15 protein-coding genes and 1 tRNA gene are annotated in these 18072 nt (G+C 45.7%); 9 read left to right on the forward strand and 7 right to left on the reverse strand.

Annotated features, from left to right (window positions below; genetic code table 11):
- Positions 1 to 74 precede the first annotated feature (74 nt).
- Both B0180_RS08195 and B0180_RS08200 read right to left on the reverse strand, forming a co-directional pair.
- Positions 75 to 524, reverse strand: a complete 450-nt coding sequence (locus tag B0180_RS08195; protein WP_049237512.1) for a universal stress protein — start codon at positions 522 to 524, stop codon at positions 75 to 77.
- Between the two features lie 90 nt (positions 525 to 614).
- The gene (locus B0180_RS08200; RefSeq protein ID WP_078256494.1) at positions 615 to 1265 is read right to left on the reverse strand and encodes a histidine phosphatase family protein; all 651 of its coding nucleotides are present in this window, start codon (positions 1263 to 1265) and stop codon (positions 615 to 617) included.
- A gap of 163 nt (positions 1266 to 1428) precedes the next feature.
- On the opposite strand from B0180_RS08200, the gene B0180_RS08205 reads away from it, so the two are divergent.
- Positions 1429 to 4395, forward strand: coding sequence for an insulinase family protein (locus B0180_RS08205; protein ID WP_078256495.1), 2967 nt, complete (start codon positions 1429 to 1431; stop codon positions 4393 to 4395).
- An 85-nt stretch (positions 4396 to 4480) separates the two neighbouring features.
- On the opposite strand, the gene B0180_RS08210 is transcribed toward B0180_RS08205, so the two are convergent.
- Positions 4481 to 5701 carry a BaiN/RdsA family NAD(P)/FAD-dependent oxidoreductase gene (locus tag B0180_RS08210; RefSeq protein ID WP_078256496.1) on the reverse strand — a complete coding sequence of 407 codons (1221 nt, stop codon included), beginning with the start codon at positions 5699 to 5701 and terminating at the stop codon, positions 4481 to 4483.
- Positions 5702 to 5858: 157 nt separating this feature from the next.
- On the opposite strand from B0180_RS08210, the gene pgsA reads away from it, so the two are divergent.
- The gene (gene pgsA / locus B0180_RS08215; RefSeq protein ID WP_049237506.1) at positions 5859 to 6518 is read left to right on the forward strand and encodes a CDP-diacylglycerol--glycerol-3-phosphate 3-phosphatidyltransferase; all 660 of its coding nucleotides are present in this window, start codon (positions 5859 to 5861) and stop codon (positions 6516 to 6518) included.
- 41 nt (positions 6519 to 6559) lie between these two features.
- Here pgsA and B0180_RS08220 read toward each other — a convergent pair whose 3' ends face one another.
- From B0180_RS08220 to nadR, 3 genes are read right to left on the reverse strand one after another with little or no spacing between them, the layout of a single operon-like run.
- On the reverse strand, positions 6560 to 7015 hold the full coding sequence (locus B0180_RS08220) for an Mpo1 family 2-hydroxy fatty acid dioxygenase (RefSeq protein ID WP_078256497.1): 456 nt from the start codon (positions 7013 to 7015) through the stop codon (positions 6560 to 6562).
- A gap of 48 nt (positions 7016 to 7063) precedes the next feature.
- A complete protein-coding gene (pnuC, locus tag B0180_RS08225; RefSeq protein WP_078256498.1) occupies positions 7064 to 7825 on the reverse strand; it encodes a nicotinamide riboside transporter PnuC in 762 nt (253 codons plus the stop codon).
- The gene (gene nadR, locus B0180_RS08230; RefSeq protein WP_078256499.1) at positions 7815 to 8879 is read right to left on the reverse strand and encodes a multifunctional transcriptional regulator/nicotinamide-nucleotide adenylyltransferase/ribosylnicotinamide kinase NadR; all 1065 of its coding nucleotides are present in this window, start codon (positions 8877 to 8879) and stop codon (positions 7815 to 7817) included. The genes pnuC and nadR overlap by 11 nt, the downstream gene beginning before the upstream one ends.
- A gap of 264 nt (positions 8880 to 9143) precedes the next feature.
- Between nadR and B0180_RS08235 the strand changes: the two genes are divergently transcribed.
- The 5 genes from B0180_RS08235 to B0180_RS08255 all read left to right on the forward strand — a co-directional run bounded on the left by B0180_RS08235 (position 9144) and on the right by B0180_RS08255 (position 14412).
- Complete coding sequence (locus tag B0180_RS08235) at positions 9144 to 9398, forward strand: PspC domain-containing protein (protein WP_078256500.1); 255 nt, start codon at positions 9144 to 9146, stop codon at positions 9396 to 9398.
- 231 nt (positions 9399 to 9629) lie between these two features.
- Positions 9630 to 10556, forward strand: a complete 927-nt coding sequence (gene glyQ / locus B0180_RS08240; RefSeq protein WP_407666576.1) for a glycine--tRNA ligase subunit alpha — start codon at positions 9630 to 9632, stop codon at positions 10554 to 10556.
- Positions 10557 to 10866: 310 nt separating this feature from the next.
- Entirely contained in the window at positions 10867 to 12015 is a 1149-nt protein-coding gene (gene yiaY / locus B0180_RS08245; RefSeq protein ID WP_078256501.1) for an L-threonine dehydrogenase, read from the forward strand.
- A 181-nt stretch (positions 12016 to 12196) separates the two neighbouring features.
- On the forward strand, positions 12197 to 14275 hold the full coding sequence (gene glyS, locus B0180_RS08250; protein ID WP_078256502.1) for a glycine--tRNA ligase subunit beta: 2079 nt from the start codon (positions 12197 to 12199) through the stop codon (positions 14273 to 14275).
- Between the two features lie 46 nt (positions 14276 to 14321).
- Positions 14322 to 14412, forward strand: a tRNA-Ser gene (locus B0180_RS08255).
- 103 nt (positions 14413 to 14515) lie between these two features.
- On the opposite strand, the gene aat is transcribed toward B0180_RS08255, so the two are convergent.
- A complete protein-coding gene (gene aat, locus B0180_RS08260) occupies positions 14516 to 15280 on the reverse strand; it encodes a leucyl/phenylalanyl-tRNA--protein transferase (RefSeq protein ID WP_078256503.1) in 765 nt (254 codons plus the stop codon).
- A gap of 294 nt (positions 15281 to 15574) precedes the next feature.
- On the opposite strand from aat, the gene B0180_RS08265 reads away from it, so the two are divergent.
- Positions 15575 to 16789 (forward strand): porin family protein, encoded by a 1215-nt coding sequence (locus B0180_RS08265; RefSeq protein WP_078256504.1) that lies wholly within the window; start codon positions 15575 to 15577, stop codon positions 16787 to 16789.
- 30 nt (positions 16790 to 16819) lie between these two features.
- Entirely contained in the window at positions 16820 to 18037 is a 1218-nt protein-coding gene (locus tag B0180_RS08270) for a porin family protein (RefSeq protein WP_078256505.1), read from the forward strand.
- Positions 18038 to 18072: the final 35 nt, after the last annotated feature.

The raw sequence follows: 18072 nt of genomic DNA on the forward strand, positions 1-18072 counted from the left end.
TCAATGATTTAATACAAATTAAAATAAGCCATCTGATCGTCACAATCAAACGACTTATTCATGAGATGTCAGGATCAGTCGGCGGCTAATTGAACGACCAATAGATCGCTTTCAACATCAGGCAAGATGCTATCAGCAGTCGCGCCAGCAATCCACGCTGACAGACCTGTACGCTTATGACGACCAATCACCACTAAGTCCACCGCATGCGCTCGGCAATAATCAACAATGCCTTTACGCCCTGAGATGGCGGTCTTGATATTGACATGGTGCGCTTGCAAGTGGTTGCGCGCAAGCACTTCTGCTAGGCGTACACGAGCTTTTTGGCAGCGTTCATCGTCGATTTGTTCGTGTAAGGCTGACGCAGGGATCAGCTCATACCCAAAGCCAAGCATGGTCTCTTCGACGATGTGTAAGACCGAAAGCTGAGCTTGTGGTTCTGACTCCAAAATCCATTTGGCTTTTTGAGCGACCAGGTCGGTGTCGTCTTTTAGGTCGGTCACGAGTAATACATGCTGATACATCACTTTCTCCTTAGTTTGCCAAGCCGTTGGGTTAGTTTTAGTATATCAAAAGCTTGGTGATAAATCATCTTGGATTTGCTAAATTTTACCTTACATGATCATGCTTTTGTCATTGTCATCGCTATGGAGTTTGCCAATCTGTTCGCCATTATCTGAGATGGTCAGCAGATACACATCGCAGTTATTTGGGCGGACAGCCAGCTCATACGCAGCAAAGGCGCGCTTATCATGGACTTTTTGACCATCGGCATGAAGCAGCTGCCAAATGAGCATCCCAATCCACATGCCATGGGTAAAGACCACATAATCGCCATCATCCATTTGGGCAAAAGCTTGTCTGGCGGTCTTGACGCGCGTTACGAATTCATCAAAAGAGTCCGTCTGATCGCTGTCACGATGGGCGTTATCGGTTGCCCAAAATTCATCTGCCATCACACGAATTTCGGCTAAGCACTTTCGCTCAATCCTTTGAAAATCCAGCATATTAAATTCTTGGAGTGCATCAATGAGCTGACTTTCACGCCCAAGCTTGGTCAAATAAGGCTTGGCGGTCTGTGCGGTACGAATATATGGCGACACAAACACCGCTTGTGGATTAGGCAGTATTTTTATGAGCTTTGCGCTGAGTGTTTCGGCTTGTTTGATGCCCAGTTCGGTCAGATTGATGAGATGATTTTGGTTGATGATAATGCCTGCGTTGGATTCGCTTTGGGCATGACGGATAAGAAAAAATCGTTTCATAGAAAGCTAATATGAGCGCTAAAAGTGGCTGTATAAAAATCGCAAAACAGGTGTCTTTGATGGATCAAAGCGCATAAGAGAGCATAATTATGTTAAAATAACACACTTTTTTAGATAAATATATGACTTAATAAACAGTTTAACCAAAATTTTGGACAATTTCATGACGACACTTCATTCAAGTTTTGAGCTGATCGACAAGCGCAGCATTGAGGCGCTTGATATCACCGTTTTGACTTCGCGCCACCGTGCCACTGGTGCCATCCATTATCATTTGGCGTGCGATCATAGCGAAAATGCCCTGATGATTGGCTTTGCGACGCAGCCGATGACATCGCGCGGCGAGGCGCATATCCTAGAGCATGTGGTGCTGTGTGGCTCCGAAAAATACCCCGTGCGCGACCCATTTTTTAGTATGATTAAGCGGTCTTTGAATACTTTTATGAATGCGATGACGGCGAGTGATTGGACGGTTTACCCCTTTGCCAGTCAAAACAAAAAAGACTTTTTTAATTTATTGTCGGTGTATTTGGATGCGGTGTTTTTTCCCAACATTCATCCGCTTGACTTTGCCCAAGAGGGTATTCGCGTTGAGATCAATCAAGACAATCAGCCTGAATACCACGGCATTGTATTTAATGAAATGAAAGGGGCGATGAGTGGCGAGATCGATCAGCTGTATTATGCCTTGGCGCCGCATCTGTTTCCGACGACGACTTATCACTATAATTCGGGCGGCGATCCTGCCAAGATCCCTGATCTGACGCATGAAGATTTGGTGGCGTTTCATCAGGCGCATTATCACCCAAGCAATGCCATCATCATGAGCTTTGGCGATATCGCAGTCGATGACATCCAAGCTAGGATTCATGACGAGGCTTTTTCGCGCTTTGATGATATCCAACGACCAGCAAAAGGTAGAAAATTTTCATCTGTGCTTGAAAAGTCTTTGGATGCACCAATCCAAGTGAATGACACTTACAGTTCAGACAGCGCCGATCAGCAGATGACCCATCATGTACTGGCATGGCTTTTGCCAACGATCACCGATCCGCGCCTGCGCCTGTCGCTGCGCTTAGTGGAGGGGGTGCTGGCTGAACACAGCGGCTCGCCTTTGCGTGCGTATTTAGAAAGCCATCCACTTGCGACCGCACCAAGTCCGCTGCTTGGGCTTGATGACAGTCATTATCAGATGGCGTTTTATGCTGGTGTGCGTGGTTCGGAGCCTGAACATGCCGAAGAATTAGAACAGGGGATTTTGGCGTTATTAAACCAAATTGCCGATCATCCAATTTCCCAAGAAGTCATTGAAACCATTTTACATCAAATCGAAATTGATCAGCGTCATATCGGCGGTGATAGCATGCCGTATGGGCTTACCTTGATGCTTGAGGCGTTTAGTACCGCGATTCATGGCGGAGATCCATTGGATGTGTGGCAGATTGATGAGCACTTAGCATGGCTCAAACAAAAAGCCCAAGAGCCAAATTGGGTACAAAATTTGATTCGTGAATATTTGATTGATAATCCGCATCGCGTCCGCTTGACACTGTCGCCTGATACCCAAAAAGCGGCGCGCCTGATTGCTGATGAGCACGCTGCTTTGGCAGCCTTGGATGCGACGCTCAGCGATGATGATAAACAAGCGCTGATCAAGCAGGCTTTGGCATTGAAAGCCCGCCAAGCGGCACCTGATGATATCAGCGTATTGCCAAAAGTGGGACTTGAAGATGTGCCAAGCCAAGTGGCATTCACTCAAGGCATTAAGACCACGCTGACGGCAGACGATCAAGAATACCCTGTGCATTTGTATCATGCAGGCACCAATGGACTGTATTATTATCAAGTGATCACACCGCTAACCAATGAGGTGACAGATCAGGTGATGAATAATCCACTGTTGCCACTGTACTTGACGCTTTTTTCGGAAGTGGGTACCAAAAAATATGACGCGCGGACTTTTCAAGCGGTGCAAGCGTCGCATTCCTCTGGCGTGACAGCGCGCATCAGTCAGCGCACAGATTTGGCAGATCCTCAGAGACTGAGCAGTTATTTTGTGGTTGCCACGCGCGCATTGAACCGTAAACTTGAAGCCATTGAGCTGGTCAGCGAGGTGCTCAATGACTCAATTTTTAGTGAAACAGATCGCATTCGTGAGATTTTACAGCAAAAGCAAAGCAGCTGGCAGGCTCGGTTGGCTGGAGCGGGGCATGCCTATGCCATGCAGACAGCCTCTCGTCAGATGAGTCGTCAGGCGCGTACCGAATATGCCTACTCTGGCTTGCCTGCATTAGCAGCGCTCAAATCATTTTTGGCATCCGCGCAGTCTCATGAGGCGCTTTGGGACAGTCTATGCCATCGACTCAGTGAGCTGCACCAAGCCTTGATAGGCTTACCAAAGCAGGTGCTACTTGTATGTGAAGAGCAGGCAAGTCAAGAGTTATTAAATGAAATCTCAAAGCACATTAATGCGCCAAAAGGTGATACATCAGATGAGTGGTCGCATGAGCCGCTTGTATTTGATACATTAAATGCTGTGCGTGAAGATGATGCACCAAAAACCGCTTGGCTGATCTCAACCAATGTTTATCATAATGCCGCAGCTTACCAGGCGACCACTTCAGGGCATGAAGATACGCCAGCTTTGATGGTACTTGCGCCATTTTTGCGTCATGGGTATTTGCATAGCGCCATCAGAGAAAAGGGTGGTGCATATGGCGGCGGCGCCAGTTTTGATAGCAATGCTGCGGCGTTTCGTTTTTATAGCTACCGCGATCCACACTGTGCCGAGACTTTTGCACATTTTGACAAAAGCATTGATTGGCTTTTGGAAAATGAGCATGAGACCGAACAGCTACACGAAGCGATTTTGGGGATTATCTCAGGTATGGATAAGCCAGGCTCGCCTGCAGGCGAAGCGGTTAAGTCATGCTTTAGCGAGCTGCATCACCGTGATCAAGCGTGGCAGCAGCAGCTACGCGCCAATATCTTGTCGGTCACCATCGACGATCTAAAGCGTGTGGCGAGAAAATATCTCAAAGATCAGCCATGCTACAAAGCATCGCTTGCACCGATGGAATCTGAGTCTGTACTAAACGAGATGGGTTTTGAGATCAAAAAATTGGGCTAGTATTGAGCTAAGTCCGCCAATGCCTACATACACCAAGTCTAAGTTTGGATTTGATAAACTTGGGCTTGGTGTATTCTTAGTGTGATTACCACCGCATTCCGATACTTTCGGCGCAGGCATAAGCGCTCGCCCATGCCCAAGCAAAATTATAACCGCCCAGCCAGCCTGTCACATCAAGCACCTCGCCAATGAAATACAAATTTGGCTGCAAGCGTGACTCCATCGTCTTGCCTGATACTTCACGCGTATCAACGCCGCCCAAAGTCACTTCTGCCACACGATAGCCCTCGGTACCGCTTGGTTTGAGTGTCCAAGCGTTCAGCTGTGCGCCAATGTGACGGATGATGTCATCTTTTAGATTGGCAAGCTCAGTGTCTTGAGATGCCTGCCACAAAAGTGCCTCAAGTGCTGTGATGAGCTTTTTGGGCAGTAGGGGTGTCAGCGCAGTGCGTATCAGCTGCTTTGGGTGGGCGCGCTTGGCATCCAAAAGATACTGGATCATATCTTGGTGTGGCAAAAGATCGATGGTGATGTGCTCACCTAATTGCCAGTAGTTTGACAGCTGTAGCATGGCAGGACCTGACAAACCGCGATGCGTAAATAACATCGGCAGTGCAAATGATGCCTTGTCATTATAAGCAACCACATCTAGGCTTAGTCCTGCCAGTGACTTGATCATCTCACCTGTTTTATCGGTAAAAGTAAAAGGCACCAATCCTGCACGAGTTGGGATGATTTGATGCCCAAATTGGGTCGCTACTTGATAACCAAAGCCACTGGCTCCAAGTGTCGGAATAGATAAGCCGCCAGTGGCGATCACCAATGAGCTTGCTTGTATGGTGATCGACAAATCATCGCGCTTGTGTTTGGTGCTGACCATAAACCCTGCGTCGTTGGCGCAAATACGCTCAACTGCCGTATCTAGCCGAATCTGCACGCCAGCAGTGCGGCATTCATTGAGCAGCATCGCCAAGATATCTTTGGCGCTATGCTCACAAAACAGCTGACCATACTCGCGCTCTTGATAAGCCACCTGATGGCGATCGACCAATGCGATGAAATCTTCTGGATGATATTTTGATAAGGCAGATTTGACAAAATGCGGATTTTGGCTGATGAAATGACGCGGCTCAACTTGGCGATTGATAAAATTACATCGCCCGCCGCCAGACATGAGAATTTTTTTGCCAGCTTTATTGGCATGATCAATCACGAGCACCGATTTGCCATACGCGGCTGCGTTAAAGGCGCAAAACAGCCCCGAAGCCCCCGCGCCGATGATCAGGGTATCTACACTTATGCTCACAAAAACTCACCGATGGATAAATAAAATAAAAGGCGACTTATGGTAGCATTTTTGGCAGCCAAAAGCACGATTTGAAATCACCGAAATTCAGTAAAATCCATAGCAAATCGCCCAAAAATTCGGTATCATAATACAAATTTATCAAAAACCAAGCTGCATGAGTTCAAATCCACAATCTGAGCAAGTCAAAAAACCCTCAGTATTTAATTTACCTAATAATCTGACCATCGCGCGCATTGTGATGATTCCTTTGTTTGTGGCGATCGCCTATTGGCCGCCAGCGCTTGGCATTGGTATGCCTGCGATTCCTGATAATGCCATCGCGCGCTTGGGGATGATGGATTATAGTGATAGTATGCTTAGGCATTTGATCTTGACGCTGCTGTTTGTTTTGGCGGCGGTGACAGACTGGCTGGATGGTTATTTGGCTCGGCGTATGAATATCACATCGGCATTTGGGCGGTTCTTGGATCCTGTGGCAGACAAGCTGATGGTCGCCGCTGCGCTGATCGTCCTTGTGCAGTGGCATCCAAATATTGTGATGGCAACGAGCGCGATTGTGATTATTTCGCGTGAGATTGCAGTATCGGCGCTGCGTGAGTGGATGGCTGAGCTTGGTGCGCGCACGAGTGTCGCGGTATCCTATGTCGGCAAACTCAAAACCACATTTCAGATGATTGCCATCACTGTGTTTTTGCTCAATTGGCAATCGCTTGAGATGATCGGCTATGTGCTGATGGTCATCGCGGTGATTTTGACGCTTTGGTCAATGATCATTTATCTAAGAGCCGCTTGGCCCTACCTTAAGCAGCCATAAAAAATCCGTCCTAAAAACGGCTTTTTTATGTACCAGCTGAATTATGAGCGACCCAATGCACTGGTGCGGCGCCAAAGATCATGCATCACCCATGCAGGTCCAATCAATAAAAACTGCAAATCTTCAAAAAATGATGGCTTGGCACCTTCAATTTTATGACCAATGAATTGACCAATCCAGGCTACCACAAACACGCCCACCCAAAACCAAAGCCCCAATCCCAAGCCAAGCAGCGCCATCGTCACACCAACACAAATCGCCATAAATCCTGCCATTAGCATAAATAGACCTGCCGACAAGCGCCAATAAAACCACAATACGCCCAAGGCAACCAAAGCAAATAAATAAGGGTGGATCAGAAAAATGAGTGCGACAATGCACAGAAAAATGATCGGCACGCACAGCCAATGAATGCGTTTATTGGTGGGATTTTGGTGACTGATGGCATATTCATCGAGCCAGACATTGAGCGGTTTTTGGCTTGAAAATAGCGACATAACAACTCCTTTTGTTAGCCTTTTTGTTTTGCTCACTATAGCCAAATTTTAAGGTGATTGCAAGCGGGATAACTGCTCAGAGCGGTGCCAGCCATACAGCCCTACAAAGGCATTGATTTGATAGATCACCGTTTGAATGGCAAAAATGGTATTACCTGTCATCAAATTGACAATGAGCCAAACGGCATTCACCAAAATCCACAGCCACCAATTAAACGAGTAGCGTAAAATCATCGCCGTTTGTGCGGTAATGGATAGCACAAACGCCACCACATTAATCCAAAAAAAGTCGATCATGCCAAGAAAACGGCTGCCATCATCCTCAATAACGCCGTAGCCAAGTTCGCTAAGCTTGGTATTGATGGGCGGAAATAGCATAAGTCCTAGGGCAATAAATCCAAGCGTCATGAGCCAAACATATTTGCTGGCTGATTTTGGGATCATATCGCCATCGGCATCGGTATGGCTTGACCAATATTTGACGCCATAGACATGCGTAAAAAAATTAAATAACGGCGCAAGCATCAAACCAACCGCGCCAGACGTCCCTTGAACCACCACTTCGCCTGCCGTTGCGACCATGCCAAGCCCATTGCCAGCGATGTTCTTACGAAAGCTTAGGCTCACCACACAAACTAAGCCGACCACTGAAATGGCAAAATAAAACCAGTCTAAACGCGTTTGATCAGTAGTTGTCCAAAAGCCGATGAACAGTGCAATCAGTCCGCTGACAAACCAAAGTAGCACCCAGCCTGTCGTCCAATCTTTTTCACCAAAACCTGTGATGTTGTCAAGTATTTCAATTTTCATCAGTTGCCTTCCCTGAAATGCGCCCATCATCTGATAAATTGCCCAAAATATGGCGGTCTATCCATGCGACCGCCTGAAGATAGCGCGCATGATAGTCGGCATCATCAATCGTATGATGACTGATGCCATGACGCGCCAAAATATTTAAAAGCTGCTCAGCAAAGGCACTGCGCTTGGCATCATCTCCCAGTCGGCGCATGCCATCAGCGACCCAAGCGACATTATTATCCAAATAAATCGTAAAATCCATGCGCTGACTTTCGATCAGCGACGCCAACAGTGGATGCGTCCGACCTTCATAGGTCTCACAAAACGCCTGCGTCGTCGCAAAATCGGTATCTATCAAGGTGATGGGTGCAGTCGCAGCATGGATGGCGGTATCAATGGCTTTGGCATGGTTGATGGCAATGGGCGCATAGTCGCTGTATTGTAGCGCAAGCTCGCTGCCACCAAGGTGACTGTGAGTGTATAACCGCCCCATTTCAAGCGCCACGCTTGCGCCATAGTGATTGGCAAGCTTATGCACTAAAGTGGTTTTGCCTGAGCTTTCGCCGCCGACGATGCACACGGTTTGGGTATAAAAATATCGGCAAGCAGGTGCCAAGCGATGAAAGTAAGCCAAAGGCTGTTCAAAGATGGCTATGGCATCATCACAAGTTTTGGGCAGGCGGTGTAAAAATGGCGGTGCTTGATCAGGAGAGTTTTTGATGCCAAGCTTGGCTGACTTATAAGGGATATCAAGTGCTTGACAGATGTCCAAAAATGCTTGCTCATCCAAATGATCGTCAAATCGATAATCAAAAGATATTTTGGGTAACCCAAGGCTATCAAAAGTATGAACTTGAACAAATCCAAATGGCTGGCACGCCACTTGCACCCAGCGCACCACATCGGCAAGCGTTGGCGCGCGTCCACTGGGGAGCGGTGAGCGGTTAGGCGAGTGCACGATGATGTGCAGTGTGTTAGACAGCCCTGCAGCGTGATTGATATCAGCCAGCATCCCAAGCGTGAGCGGTGCAAAATCCCCAATTAAAACGGTATGACTTGGCTGCATTGTCTGACATCCTTGTGAATAATTTTTATAAATTGACAAATTTAAAGATTAAAGTTAAAAAAACATTTCAAATAAAATACTTGAGCGCTCTTAGTGTTATCTTATCAATGTCATCTGCTGATTACGATAACGCTGTGTAAAGTTTTTATGGTACTTGGTAACCAAACCCAAAAATCGCTTGAAATCACTGGTAAAAATGACCATTAATTCACTAAGCCAAGGCTGTCGTGATCATACCGCAGCCACAGACGATTAGGAGAATGTATGTCAAAATTAGTCAAATTACACCGCTCAAACAATCACCGTATGATCGCAGGAGTGATGGGCGGTATCGCTGAATATCTGGGATGGTCGCCTAATATGGTGCGCATCGCCTTTGTGATCATCTCAAGCTTATCGGCTGCCGTGCCAGGGATTTTGATTTATTTGGTGCTCTGGCTGATCATGCCAAATGCAACGCCAGCATCGTATGCAAATCATACTGATTATTCAGGGCAGCAGGGCATCAAGCGGCTGTGAGCTGATTTGATAATAAAAGCGATAAAATAAAAATCAAATGTCCATACAAACCAAGATAATAAATAAAGATAACACATCCAATAATCACTAAAATCAGCTGCCCCCACCACCAGCAGTGCCGATCCTTGGGTCGGCGCTGCCTTCAAACTGAGCCAAATGCAAAAATCAATAGAAAAAAAGCCCAGTGTCTAGTAAAATGGTTGTATTTTTATGATGACTTTGGGCAAAATTATGACTTTTCAGCAAATCATTTTAACACTTCAAAATTATTGGGCATCTCGTGGATGCGTTGTTTTGCAGCCTTATGATATGGAAATGGGTGCAGGCACCTTCCATACCGCGACTTTTTTGCGTGCTTTGACACCTGAAAAATGGAACGCCGCTTATGTGCAGCCAAGCCGCCGTCCTACCGATGGGCGCTATGGCGATAACCCAAACCGCCTTCAGCACTATTATCAATTTCAAGTCGTCTTAAAGCCAAACCCTGCCAACATCCAAGAGCTGTATCTTGGATCGCTTGAAGCGCTTGGCATTGATACACTGACGCATGATGTGCGTTTTGTGGAAGATAATTGGGAGTCGCCAACTTTGGGCGCGTGGGGGCTTGGTTGGGAAGTGTGGCTAAACGGCATGGAAGTGACCCAGTTTACCTATTTTCAGCAAGTGGGCGGCATCGAGTGTTTCCCAGTGACAGGCGAGATCACTTATGGGCTTGAGCGCTTGGCGATGTATATCCAAGGCGTCGATAGTGTCTATGATTTGGTGTGGGCGGATGGCGAGTTCGGACGCGTCACTTATGGCGATGTCTTCCACCAAAACGAAGTGGAGCAGTCCACCTATAACTTTGAATATGCCAATGTCGATAAGCTGTTCGAGCTGTTTGATTTTTATGAAAGTGAAGCTGACCGTTTGGTGCTCGTCAATTTGCCTTTACCTGCCTATGAAATGGTGCTAAAAGCCAGTCATACCTTTAACTTGCTCGATGCGCGCGGCGCCATTTCGGTTACCGAACGTCAGCGCTACATTTTGCGTGTGCGGACTTTGGCACGCAAAGTGGCGGTCAGCTATACCCAAGCGCGCGCCAAATTGGGCTTTCCTTTGGCGGATGACGCGCATAAGGCAGAAGCTTTACAAAAATGGCTGCCAAAAGATGAGTAGCGATGTAAGATCGTATGATAAAAAGTGAACTTTCGTTCACTTTTTTATTTTGATTAGACAATTTTTCATTAGTTATTTTAAAGAAACATTTGTTTACTAAAATACTGAATATCTCGTTTTGGAATGTCTTTATTTTGTTATATAGATTGCTTATACTAAAAGAGCAACCTAAGTCGATGAGCGAATCATTATGGGAAAATTAATCCAAGATATCCTAATCGTGATGGACTCATCTGCTCGGAAGCATTTACAAATAAAAGCTGAGTTTCATCGGCGATCAAGCTTATATATTTATTAAGGAAGGTAAACAATGACTGTATCTCAATTTTTCATGCCAAGTACCAATTTGATCGGGCCGGGCGCCTTAGATGAAGGGGTGGATCAAATCGTTCGACTTGGATTTAAAAATGCCTTGATTGTTACCGATGCTGATTTGGCAAAAATGGGCATGGCACAGACATTGGTGGATAAATTAAAACATCAAGGCATTGAAGCGGCTGTCTTTGATGGCGCGCAGCCAAACCCAACCGTTTCGAATGTCAATGATGGTCTTGAGATGCTAAAACAGCATTCAAGCGACTTTGTGATTTCTTTGGGCGGTGGTTCGCCGCATGACTGCGCCAAAGCGATTGCCTTGGTCGCGACTAATGGCGGCAAAATTGAAGACTATGAAGGACTTGACCAGTCTGCCAAACCGACGCTGCCTTTGGTGTCGATCAATACAACAGCAGGCACTGCCTCTGAGATGACCCGCTTTACCATCATTACAGATGAAACTCGCCATGTGAAGATGGCGATTGTGGATAAGCATGTAACGCCTATGCTTTCTATCAACGATTCTGAACTGATGGAAGGCATGCCTGCATCTCTGACTGCAGCCACTGGTATGGATGCTTTGACGCACGCGGTGGAAGCGTATGTATCGACAGCGGCGACACCTTTAACAGATGCCTGCGCCAAGCAAGCCATTGAGCTGATCGCTGAATATCTGCCACAAGCCGTCAAAGAGCCAACCAACAAAAACGCACGCGAAAAGATGGCTTATGCTCAGTTCTTGGCAGGGATGGCATTTAATAATGCATCTCTTGGTTATGTGCACGCGATGGCGCATCAGCTTGGCGGGTTTTATGACTTGCCACACGGCGTTTGTAATGCGCTACTGCTGCCACATGTCGAAGAATTTAACTTAAAAGCTGCCAAAGATCGCCTAGAGCATGTCGGCAAATTGCTTGGTGATAATAACTCTGACCTGCAAGGCAAAGATGTCATCTCGGCGATCAAGACATTGGCGGATATCGTTGGTATTCCTAAGTCGCTTGAAGAGCTTGGCGTCAAACGCGAAGATTTTAGTGTGCTAGCTGACAATGCGCTTAAAGATGTGTGTGGTCTGACCAACCCTGTACAAGCCAATAAAGATGAAATCATCGGCATTTTTGAAGCAGCTTATACCAAGCGCTGATATGTGCTAAATGATTTTTGATAACATCCTAAGGTTCATTTAGGCTCAAGCCGTCCAGATTTTTTGGGCGGCTTGATTTTTTAGCCCTAAAAATGTGTTAAAATGAGTGCAAAATTTTGACCGATTTAGTAATTGATTATTTTAAACTTTGCCACCTTGTGGGGCAAAAAAAGGCTGATTTATGACCACGATTTTGTTTGAACTTGGCACTGAAGAGCTGCCACCAAAAAACCTAAAAACACTGCGCGACGCTCTAAAACATAGCGTCCAAACTTTGCTGAATGATCAAAACATCAGCTTTGATGATATTCGTGCCTTTGCTGCACCGCGCCGCCTGGCACTGACCATTACAGGCGTTGGCGAATTTCAGCCTGACCGCATCGAAACCAAAAAAGGTCCAAGCGTCAAGGCGGCGTTTGATGAATCGGGTCAGTTGACGCGTGCAGGTCAAGGTTTTTTGCAGGGTTTGAATGCCACTGGGCTAAATCTTAGCGCCGAAGATCTGGGGCGTATCGCTGATAAAAAAGGCGAATACATTGCCTATGATTTGACCATCAAAGGCGAAAAAATCACCGATTTAATGCCAACCATCTTACAAAAAGCGCTTGATGATTTGCCGATTGCTAAGCGTATGCGCTCAGGTAATGATCGCCATGAGTTCGTTCGCCCAGTGCAATGGGTGGTGCTGATGTCTGATGCTGCCGTGATTGAGGCCACCATTCAAGGTCATAAAACGGGCAATCAAAGCCGTGGTCATCGCTATCACTCACCTGATTTTTTTGTCATTGATCATGCCGATCATTATGAAAATTTACTAAAAAACCATCACGTGATTGCTGATTTTGATCAGCGTCAAGCCGATATTTTGGCGCAAGTCAAAACATTGGCTGATGAGGTCAATGGTACAGCGATCATCCCTCAAGAGCTGCTGGATGAAGTCACGGCTTTGGTGGACTTGCCAGTTGCGCTAAGAGCAAGCTTTGAGGAACGTTTTTTGGCTGTGCCTCAGGAGGCGCTCATCAGTACCATGCAGGCGGATCAGAAGTATTTTTGCTTGACTGATCAAGCAGGCAAGCTGATGCCGCATTTTATTTTTATCAGCAATATCAACTCTAAAGACCCTGCCGAGGTTATCGCAGGTAATGAAAAAGTCGTGCGTCCACGCCTTTCGGATGCTGAGTTCTTTTTCTTACAAGATCAAAAGCAGCCGCTGTTTGAGCTCAGCAATCACCTAAAAACTCAAGTGTTCCAAGATAAATTGGGTACCTTGTGGGAAAAATCTGAGCGTGTGGCAAATTTAGCTGCTTTCATCGCGAATCAAATGGATGCTGATACTGATGCAGCACACCGAGCTGGACTGTTATCCAAATGCGATTTGGCGAGTACGTTGGTGGGTGAATTCCCAGAGCTACAAGGTGTTGCGGGCACTTATTATGCACGCCTAAATCAGGAGCCTGATGCGGTGGCAGATGCCATCGAAGAGCAGTATCTGCCAAAATTCAGCGGCGATCAGCTGCCTGCAACTGATGTGGGTACAGCGCTTGCGTTGGCGGATCGTTTGGATACCTTGGTGGGGATTTTTGGGATTGGTGAAATTCCAAGTGGTTCAAAAGATCCCTTCAGCTTACGCCGTGCGTCCATTGGTATTTTGCGTATTTTAATTGAAAAGCGCTTGCATCTAAGCTTGCCTGATTTGGTTAAAAAAGCCTTAATGGGCTATGGTGATAAGCTTGAAAATGTCGATGAGACCTTGACAGAAGTCATGGAATTTATCAATGCGCGCTATCGGGCGATGTACAGCGAGCAAGGCGTCGCGGTGGATACGATTCAGGCGGTACAAGCGGTGCAGACGGATGTGCCGATGGACTTTTATGAGCGTATCCAAGCGGTGACGGCGTTTCGAGCACTGCCACAAGCAGGCATCTTGGCAGAAAATAATAAACGTGTGGCAAACATCCTTGCCAAAGCTGACACAGTGCAAGGCGCTGTAGATCCTCAAAATCTGATCGAACCAGCCGAGCAGGCACTGTATGACGCGATCGAATCCGCCAAAGCCAGTGTTCAGCCTTTGAATGATGATGGCGATTATCAAGGGGTTTTGACGACGCTTGTGAGCTTATCGGAGCCTTTGACGCAGTTCTTTGATCATGTCATGGTCAACGCTGATGACGAAACTCTAAAACGTAATCGTTTGACGCTACTAAATCAAGTGCGTGGACTGTTTCTGAGCGTGGCGGATATTGGACTGCTTCAACAATAAAAAACCAATGACAAAAGCTGAATTATTGAGTATAATAATCAGCCTTGGTGACGTGGCTGAGTGGTCGAAAGCGCACGCCTGGAAAGTGTGTATACGTTAATAGCGTATCGAGGGTTCGAATCCCTCCGTCACCGCCAAATTCTAAAAACTTCCATATCGGTCGTTGCTGATATGGAAGTTTTTTATGAATTCTTGATCGTCTTCACTAGATTTATTAAAAGTTATCTTTATATATTTCAATTATTTGGGTGAATTAGTCAAATCAATACAAGGCATTTGCATCGAAGCGCCTGAAATCCCCAAGCATGGCGTCATCACCAAATCTTTAAGCGATTCTAAAAACTCATCTCTTGGCATCAAATCTGCCCCAAGGCGCATCAAATGCGGATTTTCAAGTTGGCAATCTATGAGCTTTATGCCGCATTTATGCGCCCAATGCATCAACGCCCAAAAGGCAATTTTTGAAGCATCAGTACGCCTGTGAAACATACTTTCTCCACAGAAGATCGACCCAAAGCTCACTCCGTATAAGCCCCCAATCAGTTCGCTATCATGCGGCATACCTGCCCAAACTTCTATACTTGCTGCCGCACCGATTTTAAATAACTGTCGATACGCCAAAACCATATTATCATGGATCCAAGTCTTAGAAGTGTCGCGGCGCGGCGCACGACAAGCGCTCATAACAGCATCAAAATCGACATTGGTGGTGATGATCCAAGGCTGCTTCTTGGCGGTGCGTATCAGTGATTTACTGGGATAAAAATCACTCGGCACAATCACGCAGCGCACCTCTGGCGACCACCAGCAGATAGGATCTTCTTCATCAAACCAAGGAAAGGCGCCAGAGCGATAAGCATGTAATAGCGTCGGTACCGTCAGATCGCCCCCTGCACCCAAAAAGCCATCGGTATATGCCCCGCCCGCAGGCGGACTAAAATCATATGGGCAGGTATCAGCCAGTTTGTGGAGGCTGCTAAGCTTGTCTTTTGGTAATAAGCTCATGATTATCTAAGTATGATCACATCGAGAACGGCTATATATTTTAGCAAAATTTTTTGGAAGTAATCTGTATTTTGACTATTAGACAGCTTTCAGTTAGCTGATTTTAAAATTTATGTGAGATAAAATAACAAAATGAAGGTCAATAGAAAAATAATATAAAAATTTAATATTTTTTGTTGCAATTCTGAAAGATTACAGATATATTACATCAATCTTTGAAATCTCGGTCTATACAACTCTTATAGAACCATTTCAAAGATATTTTATTGAACTAAAGTTAAGGATTGCTTGTCAATGAAGTTTTACTACCCTTATTTTGGACTGCTGGCTCTTGGCAGTTCTTTTTTGATACCTCAAGCGCATGCTGCTTGGCTGGACAATAATTTACGTGATGGTCTGCAATTTAGTATTGGCGCGACCATTAGTCCAACTTTGACTCAAAGATCAAGTAAATTTACATATCTGTATGGTGATCCTAGTATTTATGGGCCCAATGGCAGTTTGGAGCAAGTACTTAAAGATCAAGACAAGCGCGAAACAGACGAGCGTATGCGCTTAGATGGTCAAGAAAGTGTTATGGCCTATATTTCGGCGCAGCAGATGCTAACACGAGACATCCGTATTTTTGGATCTGTTGGTCTGTGGGCAAGCCCGAATACAGCATCACGCCGTGGCTATTCCTTTGGTGCGACCATCAATCACAATAAAATCGGCTCCTTGGGCATCAATACAAGTAGTGCTTTTTCTACAAGCCGTATCGCCACTTCTCGCACCTATACAGCCTTGGATACGGCTGGTTCTGCGGTATCAGCAAGTTATACAGCCATTCCAAACTTAACTGTATCAGCTTATCACGCATTCCCAGAATCAGGCGACACCAGATCAGAATATGATGTCGGCTTGCATTCAGGTTACGGTGTGGCTGCTTCCTACAATTTTGATTTTGCGCCAAGACATCAGCTAACTATTGGTGCAGGTCATACTAAAGGTGAGCGTCATGTAGAGGTGATCGGTGATCGTGCTACTGATCCTTGGGGGCGTGTGACTAGTACTGCTAAGGAAAAAGAGGCAACTGCGCTGGGCTTTAGCTATCAATTAAATGATTGGAAGCTATCGGTAGATGGTGGTAAAGCAGAAGAATATTTTAATGGGCATTTTTATAATCGCACCAAAACGGATAACTATGGCGTGCGCATTGATTATGAAGTGACGCCTCGCATATCCACCTATGCTTCTTATGGTAAGAGAAAATCCAAAAAAACACCTACTGAGGGCAATCAATTAAGTTACGAAAACCTCATTAATAATAATTTAGGTGTCAATGAGTCATTGGTATTTGATCAGGTTAAGCAAGATCGCTATACCTTAGGTGCTGAATATGACTTATATCATAATATTACGCTGCAAGGCTCAGTTTCTGGTACTAAAACTAAAAACTATGTCACCGAAGGCGCTTTTAGTAAGCGAGAAGCATTAAACTATCAAGCTGGCGTTAGCTTTAACTTCTGATTGGATATTTAGTAAATTAAGGATTATTGTATGAAATTAAGAGTATTAACATCGACCATGATCATGGTATTGGGTGCAAGTACATTACAGTCGCACGCAGTTTATAATTTGTATAAAAAAGACGGTCTAAGCTTGGATGTTAATGGTGAGATTAATGTTCATTTTAAGAATGACCGAAAACAATACACCTATCAGTACGACCAACCTGGCACTATCGGGGCGCCTCAATACGACTATAGCTTAGGTCAGTGGGTATCACCGCAGATTTTGGTCGGTGCTTATGAAGAGCGCACTGACCGCCGCACGCGTTTGGGGCATGATGATGGCGCTTCTTGGCTTGATATCCGTGGTTCTCAAAAACTACCTCAAGACTGGCGTGTGACAGGCACAGTGGGCTTTGGATATGCAGACAGCGGCACAGGGATGTACCTAAATAGTGCTAATTTGGCGTTTGATAAGCTTAATACAGGGTCAATTTCTTTGGGTCGTCAGTACCTGCATTCAGGTTATGTGACGCGTACAGGTACATTTACAACTTTAGAGACATTTGCGGCAGCATCGATACGTGCAGACTACACCGCCATTCCAAATTTACACCTAAGCGCTTATTACAACACGCCATCAAGTCCAGATGTGCGTAATAATAGCAGCCGAGAAGTTGAGGGTTTTGGTGCGTCTTTGAGCTATCGCTTACCGATGAGTCAAGAGCAAAATCTACGTTTTGCAGCAGGCTATTCAGATTCTCGTGCCAATCCAAATCTATCAACTCGTAGTGGTAACCAAGTGGCGATAGATTCAAAAGGCTATGCTGGATCTGTCGAATATCGACATGCTCAGGTTTTGGCTGCTTTGGATTTGGGCGGTAAAAAAGAAGATTTGAATGGCACCGTCACCGATTCAGCAAAAACTGACTTTTTTGGTGTTAAAGTTGGATATCAATTCACGCCAAGATTTAGCCTAACGGCAGGGCATGGTAAAAAAGACATCACCAGGGATAACAAACAGGGCGTGCAAGTGGTTGCTAATGCAGCGCGTGATGCCACGAATGTCGCTTATGCTTATGAGTCATTTTTATTCCCCAAAACCGAAGAAAAGCGTAGCTATGTTCGAGCGGATTATTATTTACGCGAAAATGTTCGCCTATATGGACGCGTTGACAATATTGAGTTACAGCATCAGTTAGATGGCAAGGATTATGCAAAATTAGAAGACACTGCCTATCGTGCGGGTGTGTCGTTTACCTTCTAATTTGTCGCCGTTTGGTCGTTATTAACAAGCTAGCC

Source organism: Moraxella canis (genome assembly GCF_002014965.1).
GTDB lineage: Bacteria > Pseudomonadota > Gammaproteobacteria > Pseudomonadales > Moraxellaceae > Moraxella > Moraxella canis.

Coding starts and splice junctions, on each gene's coding strand:
- B0180_RS08195 (WP_049237512.1), bottom strand. CDS start 524: ATGTATCAGCATGTATTACTCGTGACCGACCTAAAAGACGACACCGAC.
- B0180_RS08200 (WP_078256494.1), bottom strand. CDS start 1,265: ATGAAACGATTTTTTCTTATCCGTCATGCCCAAAGCGAATCCAACGCA.
- B0180_RS08205 (WP_078256495.1), top strand. CDS start 1,429: ATGACGACACTTCATTCAAGTTTTGAGCTGATCGACAAGCGCAGCATT.
- pgsA (WP_049237506.1), top strand. CDS start 5,859: ATGAGTTCAAATCCACAATCTGAGCAAGTCAAAAAACCCTCAGTATTT.
- B0180_RS08220 (WP_078256497.1), bottom strand. CDS start 7,015: ATGTCGCTATTTTCAAGCCAAAAACCGCTCAATGTCTGGCTCGATGAA.
- pnuC (WP_078256498.1), bottom strand. CDS start 7,825: ATGAAAATTGAAATACTTGACAACATCACAGGTTTTGGTGAAAAAGAT.
- nadR (WP_078256499.1), bottom strand. CDS start 8,879: ATGCAGCCAAGTCATACCGTTTTAATTGGGGATTTTGCACCGCTCACG.
- B0180_RS08235 (WP_078256500.1), top strand. CDS start 9,144: ATGTCAAAATTAGTCAAATTACACCGCTCAAACAATCACCGTATGATC.
- glyQ (WP_407666576.1), top strand. CDS start 9,630: ATGACTTTTCAGCAAATCATTTTAACACTTCAAAATTATTGGGCATCT.
- yiaY (WP_078256501.1), top strand. CDS start 10,867: ATGACTGTATCTCAATTTTTCATGCCAAGTACCAATTTGATCGGGCCG.
- glyS (WP_078256502.1), top strand. CDS start 12,197: ATGACCACGATTTTGTTTGAACTTGGCACTGAAGAGCTGCCACCAAAA.
- aat (WP_078256503.1), bottom strand. CDS start 15,280: ATGAGCTTATTACCAAAAGACAAGCTTAGCAGCCTCCACAAACTGGCT.
- B0180_RS08265 (WP_078256504.1), top strand. CDS start 15,575: ATGAAGTTTTACTACCCTTATTTTGGACTGCTGGCTCTTGGCAGTTCT.
- B0180_RS08270 (WP_078256505.1), top strand. CDS start 16,820: ATGAAATTAAGAGTATTAACATCGACCATGATCATGGTATTGGGTGCA.